This window comes from Paraburkholderia sp. 31.1, from assembly GCF_014397645.1.
Lineage (GTDB): Bacteria > Pseudomonadota > Gammaproteobacteria > Burkholderiales > Burkholderiaceae > Paraburkholderia > Paraburkholderia tuberum.
The window spans coordinates 93460-110030 of sequence record NZ_VZQN01000027.1; the positions used below are offsets into that span (position 1 = coordinate 93460).

11 protein-coding genes are annotated in these 16571 nt (G+C 64.7%); 5 read left to right on the plus strand and 6 right to left on the minus strand.

Features of this window, described 5'->3' with window-relative positions:
* Window positions 1-18: 18 nt before the first annotated feature.
* The 3 genes from lpdA to aceE form a co-directional block, all read right to left on the minus strand.
* Window positions 19-1797 carry a dihydrolipoyl dehydrogenase gene (gene lpdA / locus F6X37_RS21520; RefSeq protein WP_187612683.1) on the minus strand — a complete coding sequence of 593 codons (1779 nt, stop codon included), beginning with the start codon at window positions 1795-1797 and terminating at the stop codon, window positions 19-21.
* 131 nt (window positions 1798-1928) lie between these two features.
* Entirely contained in the window at window positions 1929-3581 is a 1653-nt protein-coding gene (gene aceF, locus F6X37_RS21525; protein WP_187612684.1) for a dihydrolipoyllysine-residue acetyltransferase, read from the minus strand.
* 83 nt (window positions 3582-3664) lie between these two features.
* Entirely contained in the window at window positions 3665-6361 is a 2697-nt protein-coding gene (gene aceE, locus F6X37_RS21530; protein WP_090800813.1) for a pyruvate dehydrogenase (acetyl-transferring), homodimeric type, read from the minus strand.
* Between the two features lie 274 nt (window positions 6362-6635).
* Here aceE and fixL point away from each other — a divergent pair, with 274 nt between their 5' ends.
* From fixL to F6X37_RS21550, 4 genes are all read left to right on the plus strand, one after another.
* Window positions 6636-9152 carry an oxygen sensor histidine kinase FixL gene (gene fixL, locus F6X37_RS21535; RefSeq protein WP_222944900.1) on the plus strand — a complete coding sequence of 839 codons (2517 nt, stop codon included), beginning with the start codon at window positions 6636-6638 and terminating at the stop codon, window positions 9150-9152.
* Window positions 9149-9793, plus strand: a complete 645-nt coding sequence (gene fixJ / locus F6X37_RS21540; protein ID WP_062129599.1) for an oxygen response regulator transcription factor FixJ — start codon at window positions 9149-9151, stop codon at window positions 9791-9793. The genes fixL and fixJ overlap by 4 nt, the downstream gene beginning before the upstream one ends.
* Before the next feature lie 436 nt (window positions 9794-10229).
* Window positions 10230-11093, plus strand: coding sequence for a bifunctional methylenetetrahydrofolate dehydrogenase/methenyltetrahydrofolate cyclohydrolase FolD (folD, locus tag F6X37_RS21545; RefSeq protein ID WP_090800818.1), 864 nt, complete (start codon window positions 10230-10232; stop codon window positions 11091-11093).
* A 317-nt stretch (window positions 11094-11410) separates the two neighbouring features.
* Window positions 11411-13516 (plus strand): M3 family metallopeptidase, encoded by a 2106-nt coding sequence (locus tag F6X37_RS21550; protein WP_090800820.1) that lies wholly within the window; start codon window positions 11411-11413, stop codon window positions 13514-13516.
* A gap of 130 nt (window positions 13517-13646) precedes the next feature.
* On the opposite strand, the gene F6X37_RS21555 is transcribed toward F6X37_RS21550, so the two are convergent.
* Window positions 13647-14948 carry an amidohydrolase family protein gene (locus F6X37_RS21555; RefSeq protein ID WP_187612686.1) on the minus strand — a complete coding sequence of 434 codons (1302 nt, stop codon included), beginning with the start codon at window positions 14946-14948 and terminating at the stop codon, window positions 13647-13649.
* A 163-nt stretch (window positions 14949-15111) separates the two neighbouring features.
* On the opposite strand from F6X37_RS21555, the gene F6X37_RS21560 reads away from it, so the two are divergent.
* A complete protein-coding gene (locus F6X37_RS21560) occupies window positions 15112-15810 on the plus strand; it encodes an aspartate/glutamate racemase family protein (RefSeq protein ID WP_187612687.1) in 699 nt (232 codons plus the stop codon).
* A gap of 161 nt (window positions 15811-15971) precedes the next feature.
* Here F6X37_RS21560 and F6X37_RS21565 read toward each other — a convergent pair whose 3' ends face one another.
* The gene (locus F6X37_RS21565; protein ID WP_187612688.1) at window positions 15972-16262 is read right to left on the minus strand and encodes a contact-dependent growth inhibition system immunity protein; all 291 of its coding nucleotides are present in this window, start codon (window positions 16260-16262) and stop codon (window positions 15972-15974) included.
* A 7-nt stretch (window positions 16263-16269) separates the two neighbouring features.
* The gene (locus F6X37_RS21570) at window positions 16270-16473 is read right to left on the minus strand and encodes an RNase A-like domain-containing protein (protein ID WP_316251990.1); all 204 of its coding nucleotides are present in this window, start codon (window positions 16471-16473) and stop codon (window positions 16270-16272) included.
* Window positions 16474-16571 lie beyond the last annotated feature (98 nt).

The window sequence follows — 16571 nt, forward strand, 5'->3', positions numbered from 1 at the left end:
GGCGCACCGCGTTACTCGTTACTTCTTCTTGACGGGCGGCAGATCGGTACAGACGCCTTCATACAACTCGGCCGCCATGCCGATCGATTCGCCGAGCGTCGGATGCGGATGGATCGTCTTGCCGATATCCGTTGCGTCCGCGCCCATCTCGATCGCGAGACAGACTTCGCTGATCAGGTCGCCCGCGTTCAGACCGACGATACCGCCGCCGATCACGCGATGCGTTTCCTCATCGAACAGCAGCTTCGTGAATCCCTCGTCGCGACCGTTGGCGATCGCGCGACCCGATGCGGCCCACGGGAACACCGCCTTGCCGAACTTGACGCCTTCGGCTTTCAGCTGGTCTTCCGTCTTGCCGGCCCAAGCCACTTCCGGATCGGTGTAGGCCACCGACGGAATCTGCAGCGCGTCGAAGTACGCCTTCTCGCCATGCGCGGCTTCCGCCGCCACGTGGCCTTCGTGCACGGCCTTGTGCGCGAGCATCGGCTGACCGACGATGTCGCCGATCGCGAAGATGTGCGGCACATTCGTGCGCTGTTGCCTGTCGACTTCGATGAAGCCGCGATCCGTCGCCGCGACGCCGGCCTTTTCCGCGCCGATCCGCTTGCCGTTCGGCGAGCGGCCGACGGCCACCAGCACGAGGTCGTAGCGTTGCGGCTCGGCCGGCGCCTGCTCGCCCTCGAACGACACGTAGATACCGTCGTCCTTCGCTTCGGCGGCGATGGTCTTGGTCTTCAGCATCACGTTCGCGAAACGCTTGCTGTTGTACTTCTCCCAGACCTTGACCAGATCGCGGTCCGCGCCGGCCATCAGGACGTCGAGCATTTCGACCACGTCGATGTTCGCGCCGAGCGTCGAGTACACGGTCGCCATTTCGAGACCGATGATGCCGCCGCCGATCACGAGCATGCGCTGCGGAATCTGGCGCAGTTCGAGCGCGCCGGTCGAATCGACGACCCGCGGATCTTCCGGAATGAACGGCAGCTTCACCGCTTCCGAGCCCGCTGCGATGATCGCCTGGTTGAACCTGACGACCTTCTTGCCGCCCTCGGTCTGCACTTCCATGTGGTTCGGATCGACGAACGCACCCGTACCGACCACCACTTCGACCTTGCGCGCCTTCGCCATGCCGGCGAGACCGCCGGTCAGCTTCTTGACCACGCCGGACTTGAAATCGCGCAGCTTGTCGAGATCGATCTGCGGCTTGCCGAACGTGATGCCGTGCGCGGCAAGATCAGCCGCTTCGTCGATGACGAGCGCGGTGTGCAGCAGCGCCTTCGACGGGATGCAGCCGACGTTCAGACACACGCCGCCGAGCGTCGGATAACGCTCGACCAGCACGGTCTTCATGCCGAGGTCGGCGGAGCGGAACGCGGCCGAATAACCGCCGGGGCCCGAACCGAGCACGAGCATGTCGCACTCGATGTCGGCGCTGCCCGAATAGCTGCCGGCTTGCGCAGCCGCTGCGGCGGCCTTCGGCGCCGCAGCGGCAGGCGCCGGCGCGGGAGCCGCCTTCTCGGGCGCTTTCGGCTCCGCTGCGGCCGCAGCCGCGCCGCCCGCCGTTGCCTCGACGAGCGCGATGACCGTGCCCTGTGAGACCTTGTCGCCCGGCTTGATACGCACTTCCTTGACGGTGCCGGCGGTATCGCTCGGCACTTCCATCGACGCCTTGTCGGATTCGAGCGTCAGCAGCGACTGCTCTTTTTCGATGGTGTCGCCCGGCTTGATGTTGACTTCGATGACGTCGACGTCCTTGAAGTCACCGATGTCCGGCACTTTTACTTCGACGAGACTCATGGTGTCCCCTTCTCTTATTGATCGATGATGAGCGGCGCCTTCGACGCGCACAGCGCACGCGAACGCGCGGACGGCGCGACGCAGATCGGTCGAAACCATCCGCGCCCGCGCCGGCGGACCTCACCAGCCGGTCAAAGAATCACACGCCGGAAATCGGCAAGAATCGAACCGAGGTATGCATTGAAGCGCGCGGCTTCCGCTCCGTCGATCACGCGATGGTCGTACGACAGCGACAGCGGCATGGTCAGGCGCGGCTCGAACTGCTTGCCGTCCCACACCGGCTTCATCGCGCTGCGCGACAGGCCGAGAATCGCGACTTCAGGCGCATTGATGATCGGCGTGAAGTGCGTGCCGCCGATACCGCCCAGCGACGAGATCGAGAAGCAGCCGCCCTGCATCTGGTCCGGCTTCAGCTTGCCCTCGCGCGCGGCCTTCGACAGGTCGGCCATTTCCTTCGCGATGTCGACGAGGCCCTTCTTGTCCGCGTCGCGAATCACCGGCACCATGAGGCCGTTCGGCGTGTCAGCGGCAAAACCGATGTGGTAGTACTGCTTGAACACCAGGTTGTCGCCGTCGAGGCTCGCGTTGAAGGTCGGGAATTTCTTCAGGGCCGCCACGCAGGCCTTGATCACGAACGCGAGCATCGTGAACTTGACGCCCGCCTTCTCGTGTTCCTTGTTCAGCTTGACGCGCAGCGCTTCGAGCTCGGTGATGTCCGCTTCGTCGTTGTTCGTGACGTGCGGGATCATGACCCAGTTGCGATGCAGGTTCGCGCCCGAGATCTTCTTGATACGCGACAACGGCTTCGGATCGATCGGACCGAACTTCGTGAAGTCGACCTTCGGCCACGGCAGCAGATTCAGCTCGCCACCGCCGGCGGCCGGCGCGGCCGCACCAGCCGGCGCCGCGCGCTGGCCCGTCATCACGCCCTTCACGAACGCGGTCACGTCGGCCTGCGTAATGCGGCCCTTCGGACCCGTGCCCTTCACCTGGCCGACGTCCACCCCGAGTTCGCGCGCGAACTTGCGCACCGACGGCGACGCATGGCTCGGATGACGCGAGCCGCCTTCTCCAGCCGGGATCAGCGGCGCCTGCGCGAGCGCGGACGGCGCGGCCGGTGCCGGGGTCGGCGTGGCCGGCGCGTCGAACGGCTTTTCAGTCGGCGCCTTCGCGGCCGGTGCCGGCGCGGGTGCCGGGGCAGCGCCGCCTTCCGCTTCGATCACGACGATGACCGAGCCTTCCGACACGGTATCGCCAACCTTGACCTTCACTTCCTTGACGACGCCGGCGGCCGAGCTGGGCACATCCATCGTCGCCTTGTCGGATTCGAGCGTGACGAGCGACTGTTCCTTCTCGACACGATCGCCGACCTTCACCGCGATCTCGATCACGGGAACGTCTTTGTAGTCGCCGATATCCGGCACCTTGATTTCCTGCACGCCACCGCCTGCCGCCGCGGGTGCGGGCGCCGCAGCGGGAGCTGCCGCCGGCGCAGGAGCAGGAGCCGGTGCGGCAACCGGCGCGGGCGCCGCGGCAGCGGCGTTGGCGCCTTCGAGCACGATGATCAGCGTGCCTTCGGACACCGCATCGCCGACCTTGACCTTCACTTCCTTGACGACGCCGTCGGCCGAGCTCGGCACGTCCATCGTCGCCTTGTCGGATTCCAGCGTAACGAGCGATTGCTCTTTTTCGACGGTGTCACCCGCCTTCACCAGCACCTCGATCACAGGGACGTCCTTGTAATCGCCGATGTCCGGCACCTTGACTTCGATCGCTTGACTCATTGTTAGTGTCTCCTGGGCCGCGCACGCCGCCGGCCCCTCGCGACGAGGAGCAAGCGCGTGCATCGTGGCACACGGGTGATGCCTTAGACGGTCATCGGGTTGGGTTTGGCGGGATCAAGGTTGTACTTCTTGAGCGCCTCGGCGACCACCTTGCGTTCGATCGTGCCTTCGTCCGCCAGCGCGTTCAGCGCGGCGACCGTGACCCAGTAGCGATCGACTTCGAAGAAGTGACGCAGCTTCTCGCGCGTGTCCGAACGGCCGTAGCCGTCGGTGCCCAGCACGACGAACTTCTGCGGCACGAACGCGCGGATCTGCTCGCTCAGCGCGCGCACGTAGTCGGTCGATGCGATGACCGGGCCCGGCGCATCCTTCAACAGCTTCTCGACGTGCGACAGCTTCTTCTCTTCGGTCGGGTGCAACAGGTTCCAGCGCTGCACTTCGTGACCTTCGCGCGCGAGCTCGGTGAAGCTCGGCACGCTCCACAGGTCGGCGTTGACGCCCCAGTCGTTTTTCAGCAGGTCGGCCGCGGCGATCACTTCGTTGAAGATCGTGCCCGCGCCCATCAGCTGCACGTGCGGCGCCTTTTTATCGGCTGCGGTCTTGCTGAACGAGTACATGCCCTTGATGATGTCGGCCGCCACGGTCTCGCCCTGCGGGATCGCCGGGTGCTCGTAGTTCTCGTTCATCACGGTGACGTAGTAGTAGACGTCTTCCTGGTCGGCGACCATGCGGCGCAGACCGTCCTGCACGATGACCGCGAGTTCGTAGCCGAACGTCGGGTCGTAGCTGATGCAGTTCGGCACCGAAGCCGCCCACATCAGCGAGTGGCCGTCTTCGTGTTGCAGGCCTTCGCCGTTCAGCGTCGTGCGGCCCGCCGTGCCGCCCAGCAGGAAGCCGCGCGAGCGCATGTCGCCAGCGGCCCATGCGAGGTCGCCGATGCGCTGGAAACCGAACATCGAGTAGAAGATGTAGAACGGGATCATGATCTCGCCGTGCGTCGAGTACGACGTCGCGGCCGCGATCCAGTCGGCCATGCCGCCGGCTTCGTTGATGCCCTCCTGCAGGATCTGACCGGTCTCCGACTCACGGTAGAACATCAGCTGGTCGGAATCTTCCGGCACGTACTTCTGGCCGTCCTGATTCCAGATACCGATCTGACGGAACAGACCTTCCATGCCGAACGTACGCGATTCATCCGGCACGATCGGCACGACGCGCTTGCCGAGCGTCTTGTCCTTCAGCAGGATGTTCAGGATCCGCACGAACGCCATCGTCGTGGAGATCTCGCGGCCTTCGCCCGTGCCCTTCAACAGCGGCTCGAATGCCGACAGTTCCGGCACCGGCAGCGACTCGGCCTTCTGACGACGCGCCGGCAGATAGCCGCCGAGGTCCATGCGTTTCTGGCGCATGTATTCGAGTTCCTTCGAGCCTTCCTCGAACGTCAGGTACGGCACGTCGACGATCTGCTCGTCCGTGATCGGCAGACGGAACTGGTCGCGGAACTTCTTCAACTGCTCCACCTGCATCTTCTTCTGCTGGTGGGTGATGTTCATCGCCTGGCCGGCTTCGCCCATGCCGTAGCCCTTGATCGTCTTCGCGAGGATGACGGTCGGCTGGCCCTTCGAATTCGTCGCTTCCGTGAACGCCGCGTAGATCTTGTGCGGATCATGGCCGCCGCGGTTCAGATTCCAGATGTCGTCGTCGGACCAGTCGGCGACCAGCGCCTTCAGTTCCGGCGTGTTGAAGAAGTGTTCGCGCACGAACGCGCCCGACTCCGACTTGTACGTCTGGTACTCGCCGTCGACGACTTCCATCATGCGGCGCATCAGCGCGCCCGACTTGTCGCGCGCGAACAGCGCATCCCAGCGGCTGCCCCAGATGACCTTGATGACGTTCCAGCCGGCGCCGCGGAATTCGCTTTCGAGTTCCTGGATGATCTTGCCGTTGCCACGCACCGGACCGTCGAGACGCTGCAGGTTGCAGTTGATCACGAACACGAGGTTGTCCAGACGCTCGCGGCCGGCCATGCCGATCGCGCCGAGCGATTCCGGCTCGTCCGTTTCGCCGTCGCCGAGGAAGGCCCAGACCTTGCGGCCGTCGGTCTTCGCGATGCCGCGCGCCTGCAGGTACTTCATGAAGCGCGCCTGGTAGATCGCCATGATCGGGCCCAGGCCCATCGACACGGTCGGGAATTGCCAGAAGTCCGGCATCAGCCAAGGATGCGGATACGACGAGATGCCCTCGCCGCCGACTTCCTGGCGGAAGTTGTCGAGCTGCTTGTCGGTCAGGCGACCGAGCAGGAACGCACGCGAGTAGACACCCGGCGACGAGTGGCCCTGCACGAACACGAGGTCACCGCCGTGCTCGGCCGACGGTGCGTGCCAGAAGTGGTTGTAGCCGACGTCGTACAGCGTGGCGGCCGATGCGAACGACGCGATGTGGCCGCCGACGTTGGTTTCCTTGCCGGCGCGCAGCACCATCGCCATCGCGTTCCAGCGGGTGTACGAGCGGATACGGTGTTCGATGTCCTGGTCGCCGGGGTTCTTGGCCTGGCGCGCGACCGGAATCGTGTTGATGTAAGGGGTGTTAGCGGAGAACGGCAGATGTTCGCCGTGCACGCGTGCGAATTCGATCTGTTTTTCGATCAGGTAGTGGGCACGGTCAGGGCCTACTGCAGAAATCACGCCATCCAGCGCTTCCAGCCATTCGCCGGTTTCCTGGGGATCGTCGTCTTTATCGGCGGCGACATATTTCATGACTTCGTCGGGTACAGCGGACATGCTCGTCTCCTGGGTATGGGAACGCACTTTGAACAGACGACGCGGACGCAGGAATGGCCGCGGCAGCTCCGGCCGATTGTAATAAGGGTCCCGACGTCAGCGCAACCAAATTTTCAAATTACGAGATCAATTCTCATAATGCGGAAAATTGCTGCGACGCAACCTGGTTTGACTGCCGATCGACTGATTCGCCGGCTAGTTTGCGCCGATTAACTGCACTTTCCGTGCTTTTTTGCGCCATTTGTCGGGGACGTGCTGAGCTACAATGCCACGCATGTTGACCGAACGGCTCTTCTCTCGCTCGGCGCGCACCGCGGGTTCGCCGGCGGATTCGTCGCCGTCCTCGCGCTGGCACCACGGACCTTGGTGGTCCAATTCCTATTTGCTGACGCCGCTCCTGTCGATCCTGGTGTTCCTGGTCGTCATGAGCCTGATTCTGTGGAGTCTGAACCGGCGCGAGCAGCAACAGCAGGAAGACACGCTGTACCGCAACGTCGCGTGGGCGCAGCAGCAGATCCGCCTGTCGATGACGGGCGCGCAAGAGCAGATCCAGGCACTCGCGCGCGACCTCGCCGCCGGCCATGCCGACGAGCATTCGTTCCAGGTGAGCACCACGGACATCATGCAGGGGCATCCTGAGATCCTCTACATGAACTGGTACACGGGCCAGCAGCAGCCGCGCTGGCCCAACGCCGCGCCGCCGGTGCTCGGCCAGCGGCTCGCGCGTCCGAACGACGCGCAGATGGACGAAGCTGTCAAGGCCGGCTTCGCCGAGGCGCGCAACACGCGCCGCCAGGTGTACTCGCCGCTCATCTACGACGACCTCGGCAACGGCTTCATCACGCTGCAAACGCCGATCTTCCGCGACCGCGAGTTCCTCGGCACCATCGCCGCGGTGTTCTCGGTGGAAGGCATTCTGAAGCGCGACATCCCGCCCGAGCTGTCGGCCAAATACAAGATCTCGATCATCGACGCGAACAACCGCGAGTTGACCACCACGTCGACCCGCCCGCGCCTGCCGCGCGACATGTTCTACGACCTGCCGCTCGACCCGCCGGGCCAGGGCATTTCGGTGCGCGTGTACGCGTTCCCGCAGATCACCAACTTCACGAACAACACGCTGGTGTGGCTGGTGGCCGGCCTCTCCTGCTTCGTACTGTGGAGCCTGTGGAGTCTGTGGAAGCACACGCGCCAGCGCTTCGAGGCGCAGCAGGCGCTCTACGCGGAAGCGTTTTTCCGCCGCGCGATGGAAAACTCCGTGCTGATCGGCATGCGCGTGCTCGACATGCACGGCCGCATCACGCACGTGAACCCGGCGTTCTGCCGCATGACCGGCTGGGACGAAAGCGACCTCGTCGGCAAGAGCGCGCCGTTCGCCTACTGGCCGCGCGACGCGTACCCCGAGATGCAGCGTCAGCTCGACATGACGCTGCGCGGCAAGGCGCCCTCGTCCGGCTTCGAGCTGCGCGTGCGGCGCAAGGACAGCTCGACGTTCCACGCGCGGCTCTACGTGTCGCCGCTGATCGACAGCTCGGGCCGCCAGACCGGCTGGATGTCGTCGATGACCGACATCACCGAGCCGAAGCGCGCGCGCGAAGAGCTCGCCGCCGCCCACGAACGTTTCACGACCGTGCTCGAAAGCCTCGATGCGGCGGTGTCCGTGCTCGCCGCCGACGAAGCCGAGCTGCTGTTCGCGAACCGCTATTACCGGCATCTGTTCGGCATCCGCCCGGACGGCCACCTCGAACTCGCGGGCGGCGGCTTCGACGCCTCGCAGGCGTCGTCCGATTCGATCGACATGGTCGACACCTTCGTCGGCCTGCCCGCCGCCGCGCTGACCGAAAGCACCGCCGACGCGCAGGAAATCTACATCCCCGGCATCCAGAAGTGGTTCGAGGTGCGACGCCAGTACATCCAGTGGGTCGACGGCCATCTCGCGCAGATGCAGATCGCGACCGACATCACGACCCGCAAGCGCGCGCAGGAACTCGCGCGCCAGCAGGACGAAAAGCTGCAGTTCACGAGCCGCCTGATGACGATGGGTGAAATGGCCTCGTCGCTCGCGCACGAACTGAACCAGCCGCTCGCCGCCATCAATAACTATTGCTCCGGAACCGTCGCACTGGTTAAATCCGGTCGAACGACGCCCGACAATCTGCTGCCGGTGCTCGAAAAGACCGCGCAGCAGGCGGTGCGCGCCGGCATGATCATCAAGCGTATCCGCGAGTTCGTGAAGCGCAGCGAGCCGAAGCGGCAGGCCACGCGGGTCGCGGATATCGTCGCGGACGCGGTGGGTCTCGCCGAAATCGAGGCAAGGAAGCGGCGCATTCGCATCGTTACCGATCTGCGCTCGCGACTGCCGGTGATCTACGTCGACCCGGTGCTGATCGAGCAGGTGCTCGTGAACCTGCTGAAGAACGGCGTCGAAGCGATGGCCGAAGCGCGCCCGAACGCGGTCGACCCAGTCATCCGCGTGGTCGTGCGACTGGAGAGCGGCTTCGTCTGCATCAGCGTCGTCGACCAGGGGCCCGGCGTCGACGAAGCGACCGCCGAGCGTCTGTTCGAACCGTTTTACAGCACCAAGTCCGATGGCATGGGCATGGGGCTGAACATTTGCCGTTCGATTATCGAATCGCACCGCGGCCGTCTGTGGGTGGTCAACAACGTCGAATCCGACGGCCACATCACGGGCGCCACGTTCCATTGCAGTCTGCCCATTGGGGAGCCTGACGGCCCGAGCAACGGCGGGTCCGAGGCGCCGATACCACAAACCGTTACGGGAGAGCTATGAACAGCCCAGTCACCACACAGGAAACCGTCTTTGTCGTCGACGACGACGAGGCCGTGCGAGATTCGCTGCGCTGGCTGCTGGAGGCGAACGGCTACCGCGTTCAGTGCTTCTCGAGCGCCGAGCAGTTCATCGACGCATGGCAGCCGCATCAGCATCCGGGCCAGATCGCGTGTCTGATCCTCGACGTGCGGATGTCCGGCATGAGCGGGCTCGAGTTGCAGGAACGCCTGATCGCCGACAACGCGTCGCTGCCGATCATCTTCGTGACGGGTCACGGCGACGTGCCGATGGCGGTGTCGACGATGAAAAAAGGCGCGATGGACTTCATCGAAAAGCCGTTCGACGAAGCCGAACTGCGCAAGCTCGTCGAGCGCATGCTCGACAAGGCACGCAGCGAAAGCACCAGCGTCCAGCAGCAGCGCGCCGCGGCCGAGCGCCTCGGCAAGTTGACCGCGCGCGAGCATCAGGTGCTCGAGCGGATCATCGCGGGCCGCCTGAACAAGCAGATCGCCGACGACCTCGGCATCAGCATCAAGACGGTCGAAGCGCATCGCGCGAACATCATGGAAAAGCTGAACGTCAACACGGTCGCCGATCTGCTGCGACTCGCGCTGTCGAACAAGCCGCAAACGGCGCAGTAACAGAGGCACGGGCGGCCCTTCGTTCGGAGGGGCCGTTGGTACGCAACCGCCACGCGTGGCGGTTGCGTCGCCGGTTCGCGACGGCCTGACCGACGCCGAGTCCGGCGTGCGGGTGGCGTGCGAGCGGCCTGCCCCGCCGCTCGCGGTGCGCTTCCTTGCCGCCACAGGACCGCCGCCTCACCTCCCGGACGCTCCCACGCGCGCCGCGCGCCCCGAATCCACTCCGAAAGCGCGCCCCCGCGCCGGTATAATGTCGGACTTCGCAGCGGCGCCCTGCCCGAACCGGCAGCGCGCCTGTCGCAGGGCGACGGGGCTCCGTCAGCCAGCCGAAGCACGCCGTCGCGCGCCCCTCCGCGCGAGCGCTTCGCCCCGCCTGCCAAACCGTCTGTCCCGACCTGATTCCCGATCCCAATCTCGACCCAACGTTCGACCGACCATGACAGCCAAACTGATCGACGGCCTCGCCCTCTCCAAGACCCTGCGCGCCGACGTCGCGGCGCGCGCCGCCGCCCTGACCGCTCGCGGCCATCAGCCGGGCCTCGCCGTGATTCTGGTCGGCGACAATCCGGCCAGCGAAGTGTATGTGCGCAACAAGGTGAAGGCCTGCCACGACAACGGCCTCGGCTCGTCGTTCGACCGCTATCCGGCCGATCTGCCCGAAGCCGACCTGCTCGCGCGCATCGACGAGCTGAATCGCGATCCGGCCATCCACGGCATTCTCGTGCAGCTGCCGCTGCCGAAGCACATCGACAGCCACAAGGTGATCGAGGCGATCGCGCCCGAGAAGGACGTCGACGGTTTCCACGTCGCCAATGCGGGCGCGCTGATGACGGGTCAGCCGCTGTTCCGTCCGTGCACGCCATACGGCGTGATGAAGATGTTCGCGGCCTACGGCATCGATCTGAAGGGCGCGAACGCGGTCGTGATCGGCCGCTCGAACATCGTCGGCAAGCCGATGGCGCTGCTGCTGCTCGAAGCGGGCGCGACCGTCACGATCTGCCACAGCAAGACGCGCGATCTGGCCGCGCACACGCGCAACGCCGACGTCGTGGTCGCCGCGACCGGTCTGCGCAACATCCTGACCGCGGACATGGTGAAGCCGGGCGCGACCGTGATCGACGTCGGCATGAATCGCGACGACGCCGGCAAGCTGTGCGGCGACGTCGACTTCGCGGGTGTCAAGGAAGTGGCCGGCCATATCACGCCGGTGCCTGGCGGCGTCGGCCCGATGACGATCACGATGCTGCTCGTCAACACGATCGAAGCGGCCGAGCGCGAGGCGGACGCAGCCAAGGCGTAACCGCCGGGCGGTGAGCGCGAGGCGGAGTGAGGCGACTCATCCGTCTCGTCCACCGGGTCATCACCCGCCCTTCTCTCTCGCAGAACCACCGCCTCCTTACCGCGTCGCCGGATCCCGCGGCCCACGCCCTGCCCCAACGCGCGCCCAACGCGCCGCAACATCTGTTAATTTGTCAGCCGATGGATTGGAATCGGCGCCCCCGCCCCAATAATGTCCGTAGCCGGTGCCGCCATGCGCCGGGCGTCGAGCAACCCAGCACGAGACGGCACGCGCGAGCGCCGCACCGCCCCCTTCACCCGCGTCAGACAGGAAGCCTTATGTCCACTACCGCCACGCATCAAGACAACCCGCTCCTCGATTTTTCCGATCTGCCGCGCTTTGGCTCCATCCGACCCGAACACGTGACGCCCGCCCTCGACGTGCTGCTCGCCGACGCGGCGGCCGCCGTCGAGCGTGCCGCGTTGCCGGCCACGCCCGCGTCGTGGGCCGACGTCGTCGAACCGGTCGAGCGCGCCACCGAGCCGCTGTCGCGCGCGTGGAGCGTGATCGGTCATCTCAATGCCGTCGCCGATACGCCCGAGCTACGCGCCGTGTACGGCGAGAACCTGCCGCGCGTGACCGAGTTCTGGTCGAGCGTCGGCCAGAATCTCGCGCTCTACGAGAAGTACAAGGCACTGAACGCCAGCGACGAATTCGCATCGCTGAACGGCGAACGCAAGAAGATCCTCAGCAACGCGCTGCGTGATTTCCGTCTGTCGGGCGCCGAGTTGCCGGAAGACCAGAAGCCGCGTTTCGCCGAATTGCAGGAGCGCCAGGCGGCGCTGTCGAAGGCGTTTTCGGATCACGTGCTCGATGCGACCAACGCGTATGCGTACATCGTCGATGCGGGCAACGAAACGCAACTGGCGGGACTGCCCGAAGACGTGATCGAAGCCGCGAAGGAAGCCGCCGAGCGAGACGGCAAGACTGGCTACAAGTTCACGCTGCACTTCCCGTCTTATTTCCCGGTCATGCAGTACTCGGAAAACCGTTCGATGCGCGAAGCGATGTATCGCGCATACGTGACGCGCGCGTCCGAGCTCGGCGCGCAATACGGCAACGGCAAGACCGAGTGGGACAACACCCAGGTGCTCGCCGACGAACTGAAGCTGCGCGCCGAAGAAGCGCAGATGCTCGGCTACGGCAACTTCGCCGAAGTGTCGCTCGCGCCGAAGATGGCCGAATCGCCGGCGCAGGTAATGGCCTTCCTCGAAGACCTCGCGACGCGCGCGCGTCCGCATGCCGAGCAGGACTGGAAAGAGCTGCGCGAATTTGCCGCGAGCGAACTCGGCATGACCGATCTGCAGCCGTGGGACATGACGTTCGCCGCCGAGCGCCTGCGCCAGAAGCGCTATTCGTTCTCGGAAAACGAAGTGAAGCAGTACTTCCCGGAAGACGCGGTGTTCAAGGGCCTGTTCAAGGTCACCGAGACGCTGTTCGGCGTGCGCATCCGCCGCGACGAAGCGGCCGTCTGGCATCCGGACGTGCGCTTCTTCCGCGTCGAGAATCAGGACGGCGGCCTCGTCGCGCAGTTCTATCTCGACCTGTATGCACGCGAAGGCAAGCGCGGCGGCGCCTGGATGGACGACGCACGCGGCCGTCACAAGCTCGCGCATGGCGCGGTGCAAACGCCGGTCGCGTATCTGACCTGTAATTTCTCGGCGCCGGTCGGCGGCAAGCCCGCCTGCTTCACGCACGACGAAGTGATCACGCTGTTCCATGAGTTCGGCCACGGCTTGCATCACATGCTCACGCGCGTCGATGAGCTCGGCGTGTCGGGCATCAACGGCGTCGAATGGGACGCGGTCGAGCTGCCTTCGCAGTTCATGGAGAACTTCTGCTGGGAGTGGGACGTGCTGTCCGACATGACCTCGCACGTCGATACCGCGAAGCCGCTGCCGCGCGAGCTGTTCGACAAGATGCTCGCCGCGAAGAACTTCCAGAGCGGCCTCGGCACGCTGCGGCAGATCGTGTTCTCGATGTTCGACATGCAACTGCATACCGGCTTCGACGCGAACGGCGCGAAGAGCGCCAACGAACTCGCGCGCGAAATCAACGAACGCTTCCACGTCGTGCCGCAAGCGCCGTTCTCGCGTTGGCCGAATACGTTCAGCCATATTTTCGCGGGTGGTTACGCGGCCGGCTACTACAGCTACAAGTGGGCTGAAGTGCTGTCGGCCGACGCGTACGCGGCGTTCGAGGAAGCCGCGCAAGCCGCGGGCAGCGTGCTCGATCAGTCGACCGGCATGCGTTATCGTCGCGAGATTCTCGAAGTGGGCGGCAGCCGTCCGGCGATGGAATCGTTCAAGGCGTTCCGTGGCCGCGAGCCGAATATCGATGCGCTGCTACGGCATAACGGCATGGCGCCGGGTGCCGCGCACTGAGCGATTGAAACGTCGCGATGATCGTTCGTTCGGCCTGGATGCGATGGCGCTGAATGAACGATGCCGATAGAAAAACCGGCGGTCTGCTCGCGCAGGCCGCCGGTTTGTCATTGATGCGCGAGATACGTCGCTACGCGCGATGCAGCTTGAAATCGACCTGCTCAGGCCGCCCTTCGAGCGATAACGACACGCTCGCGGCCGGCGCGCGGCCGACCACCCTGCCCCGGCTCACCACCACGAGCCGCGCGGCGCGCAGACGGATCGCCTCGAGCTCGTCGCGCGCATCGAGCACGACGAGATTGGCCGCGCATCCGGGCGCGATGCCATAGTCTTCCAGACCGAGAATGCGCGCCGCGTTCACGGTCACCGCGTCGAAACAGGCGTGCATGCCGTCGACGCTGGTCATCTGTGCAACATGCAGGCCCATCTGCGCGACTTCGAGCATGTCGGCCGAACCGAGGCTGTACCACGGGTCCATCACGCAGTCGTGGCCGAACGCGACCGTGATGCCCGCGGCCAGCATCTCCGGCACCCGCGTCATGCCGCGCCGTTTCGGGTACGTGTCGCTGCGGCCTTGCAGCGTGATGTTGATCAGCGGATTCGCGATCGCCGCGACGCCCGACTCGCGAATCAACGGCAACAGCTTGCTCACGTAGTAGTTGTCCATCGAATGCATCGACGTCAGGTGCGAGCCGGCGACACGTCCGTGCAGGCCGAGCCGGTGCGTTTCGGCCGCGAGCGTTTCGATGTGGCGCGATAGCGGATCGTCCGATTCGTCGCAATGCATATCGACGCGCAGGCCCTTTTCGGCCGCGTACTCGCACAGCATGCGCACCGACTGCGCGCCGTCGGCCATCGTCCGCTCGAAATGCGGAATGCCGCCGACCACGTCGACGCCCATGTCGATCGCGCGCTTCAGATTATCGAACGCGCCGGCGCTGCGCAGCAGACCGTCTTGCGGGAAGGCAACCAACTGCAGATCGAGATACGGCGCGACGCGGCGCTTCACTTCGAGCAATGCCTCGACCGCGAGCAGACGCGGATCGCACACGTCGACGTGGCTGCGGATCGCGAGCAGGCCGCGCGCGACCGCCCAATCGCAATACTGCATCGCGCGTTCGATCAACGCTTGCTGCGTGAGCTCGGGCTTCAGCTCGCCCCATAGCGCGATGCCTTCGAGCAGCGTGCCCGACGCGTTCACGCGCGGCAAACCGTACGACAGCGTCGCGTCCATATGGAAATGCGGGTCGACGAACGGCGGCGTGACGAGCGAACCGGCCGCGTCGATTTCTTCGCGCGCGCTCGCGGCCAGGTTCGGCTCGATGGCGACGATACGGCCCGCGTCGATGCCGATGTCGATTGGGGACTGGTGATGCGGGGACAGCTGGGCGGCACTGCGCGGCAGCGTCGCGTGGCGGATGATCAGATCCATGTTCGCTCCGGTTGATCGCGTTCGGACTCGCTACGATTCTATCGGCGCCAGAAAAATGCGGGCACCGATGCGTACCGGCGCGCAGGCCGAAATCCGTACCGGCTGCGCGCGATGCGACGCGCCTATACTCGCCGTTTCGGCCCTGCATTGACGGAGCGTACAGATGAAAACGATCGGCGTGATCGGCGGAATGAGCTGGGAGTCGTCCACCGAGTATTACCGGCTGCTGAACCGCCACGCGAAGGCGCGGCTCGGCGGCCATCACAACGCGCGCAGTCTTCTGCTGACCGTCGATTTCGCGTCGATCGAGGCGAACCAGCGCGCCGGCGACTGGCACGCGCTCGGCGAACAGATGGCCGACGCCGCGCGCCAGCTCGAACGCGGCGGCGCCGATCTCGTGATTCTTGCGACGAACACGATGCATCGCGTGTGCGAATCGATCGAGCAGGCGATCACCGTACCGTTCCTGCACATCGCCGATCCGACCGGCGCGGCGCTGCGCGCGGCGGGCGTCGAGCGGGTGGGCCTGCTCGGCACGCGCTACACGATGGAGCAGACGTTCTATATGGGCCGGCTGCGCGAGCGCTATGGACTCGACACGCTCGTGCCTGACGAGGACGAACGCGCGGACGTGCACCGCATCATTTACGACGAGCTATGCCACGGTAACGTGGCCGACGCGTCGCGCAAGGTTTATCAACGCGCGATCGAGCATCTGGCCGCGCGTGGCGCGCAGGCGGTGATACTCGGCTGCACCGAGATCACGCTGCTGATCAAGCCGGAAGATTCGGTGCTGCCGGTGTTCGATACCACTGCGTTGCATGCGCAGGCGGCGGTGGAGTGGGCGATCGGGGCGGAGTGAAAATGGGCACGGGGCTCTGGTTTTGCGCCGGAAGGAAAGCAGATTCGCCTCCCTTTGTCGGCGAGAGATGGCGCGAGTCGAAAGCGATAGATCGACACTGAGAACGTCCCGTGCATAGACGTCGGACCGCACGGAACTGTCCGCAACTGGCAACAAGCCGATTATTCGCTCAGAACGCGCTGGATCTCGTCGAGAAAAGAGGCGGTTGTGTAGCCCCAGCCTTCGGGACGAAACCCCCTCCTGAACACCTGTTTGAAAGTGGCGTCCAGGTCACTCGGATGTTCGCTCCTGAACGAGTCAATTTCGCGAATCAAATATTCATAATCGTAAGGGCTGTCTTTCTTGTAACACGCGACAATTTCTTGCACGTTCTCCCCGAACAGGTCGAAGTCCTGGCCGAAATACACATTAAAAATATGCTCCATTGCTGGATAGCGCTCGGAGTAACTCATTGATTTCTCATTCAAGGTAGGCGGTAAGGACGTAATATGGCATGCCGTTATAGGTTTCGTATTTCAGGACGACGAACACCTGGTTCATGCGCGTGAGTGTGCCTGTTTCCCGCGTCACTCCATATCCAATGTCGCCTGAGACGACTTTGGTTACCATGATCGTCGCGCTTCGAGTCGAAGACTGCTTAGTCTCTAGTTCCAAGTGCAACACCTTGAATGAGGTAGGGTGTTGCGATGAAGAAGAACTACAAGCATTTGAGCGCGGAAGAACGCGCGGCGATCATGATCGAACATCGAAAGGGCGGCAGC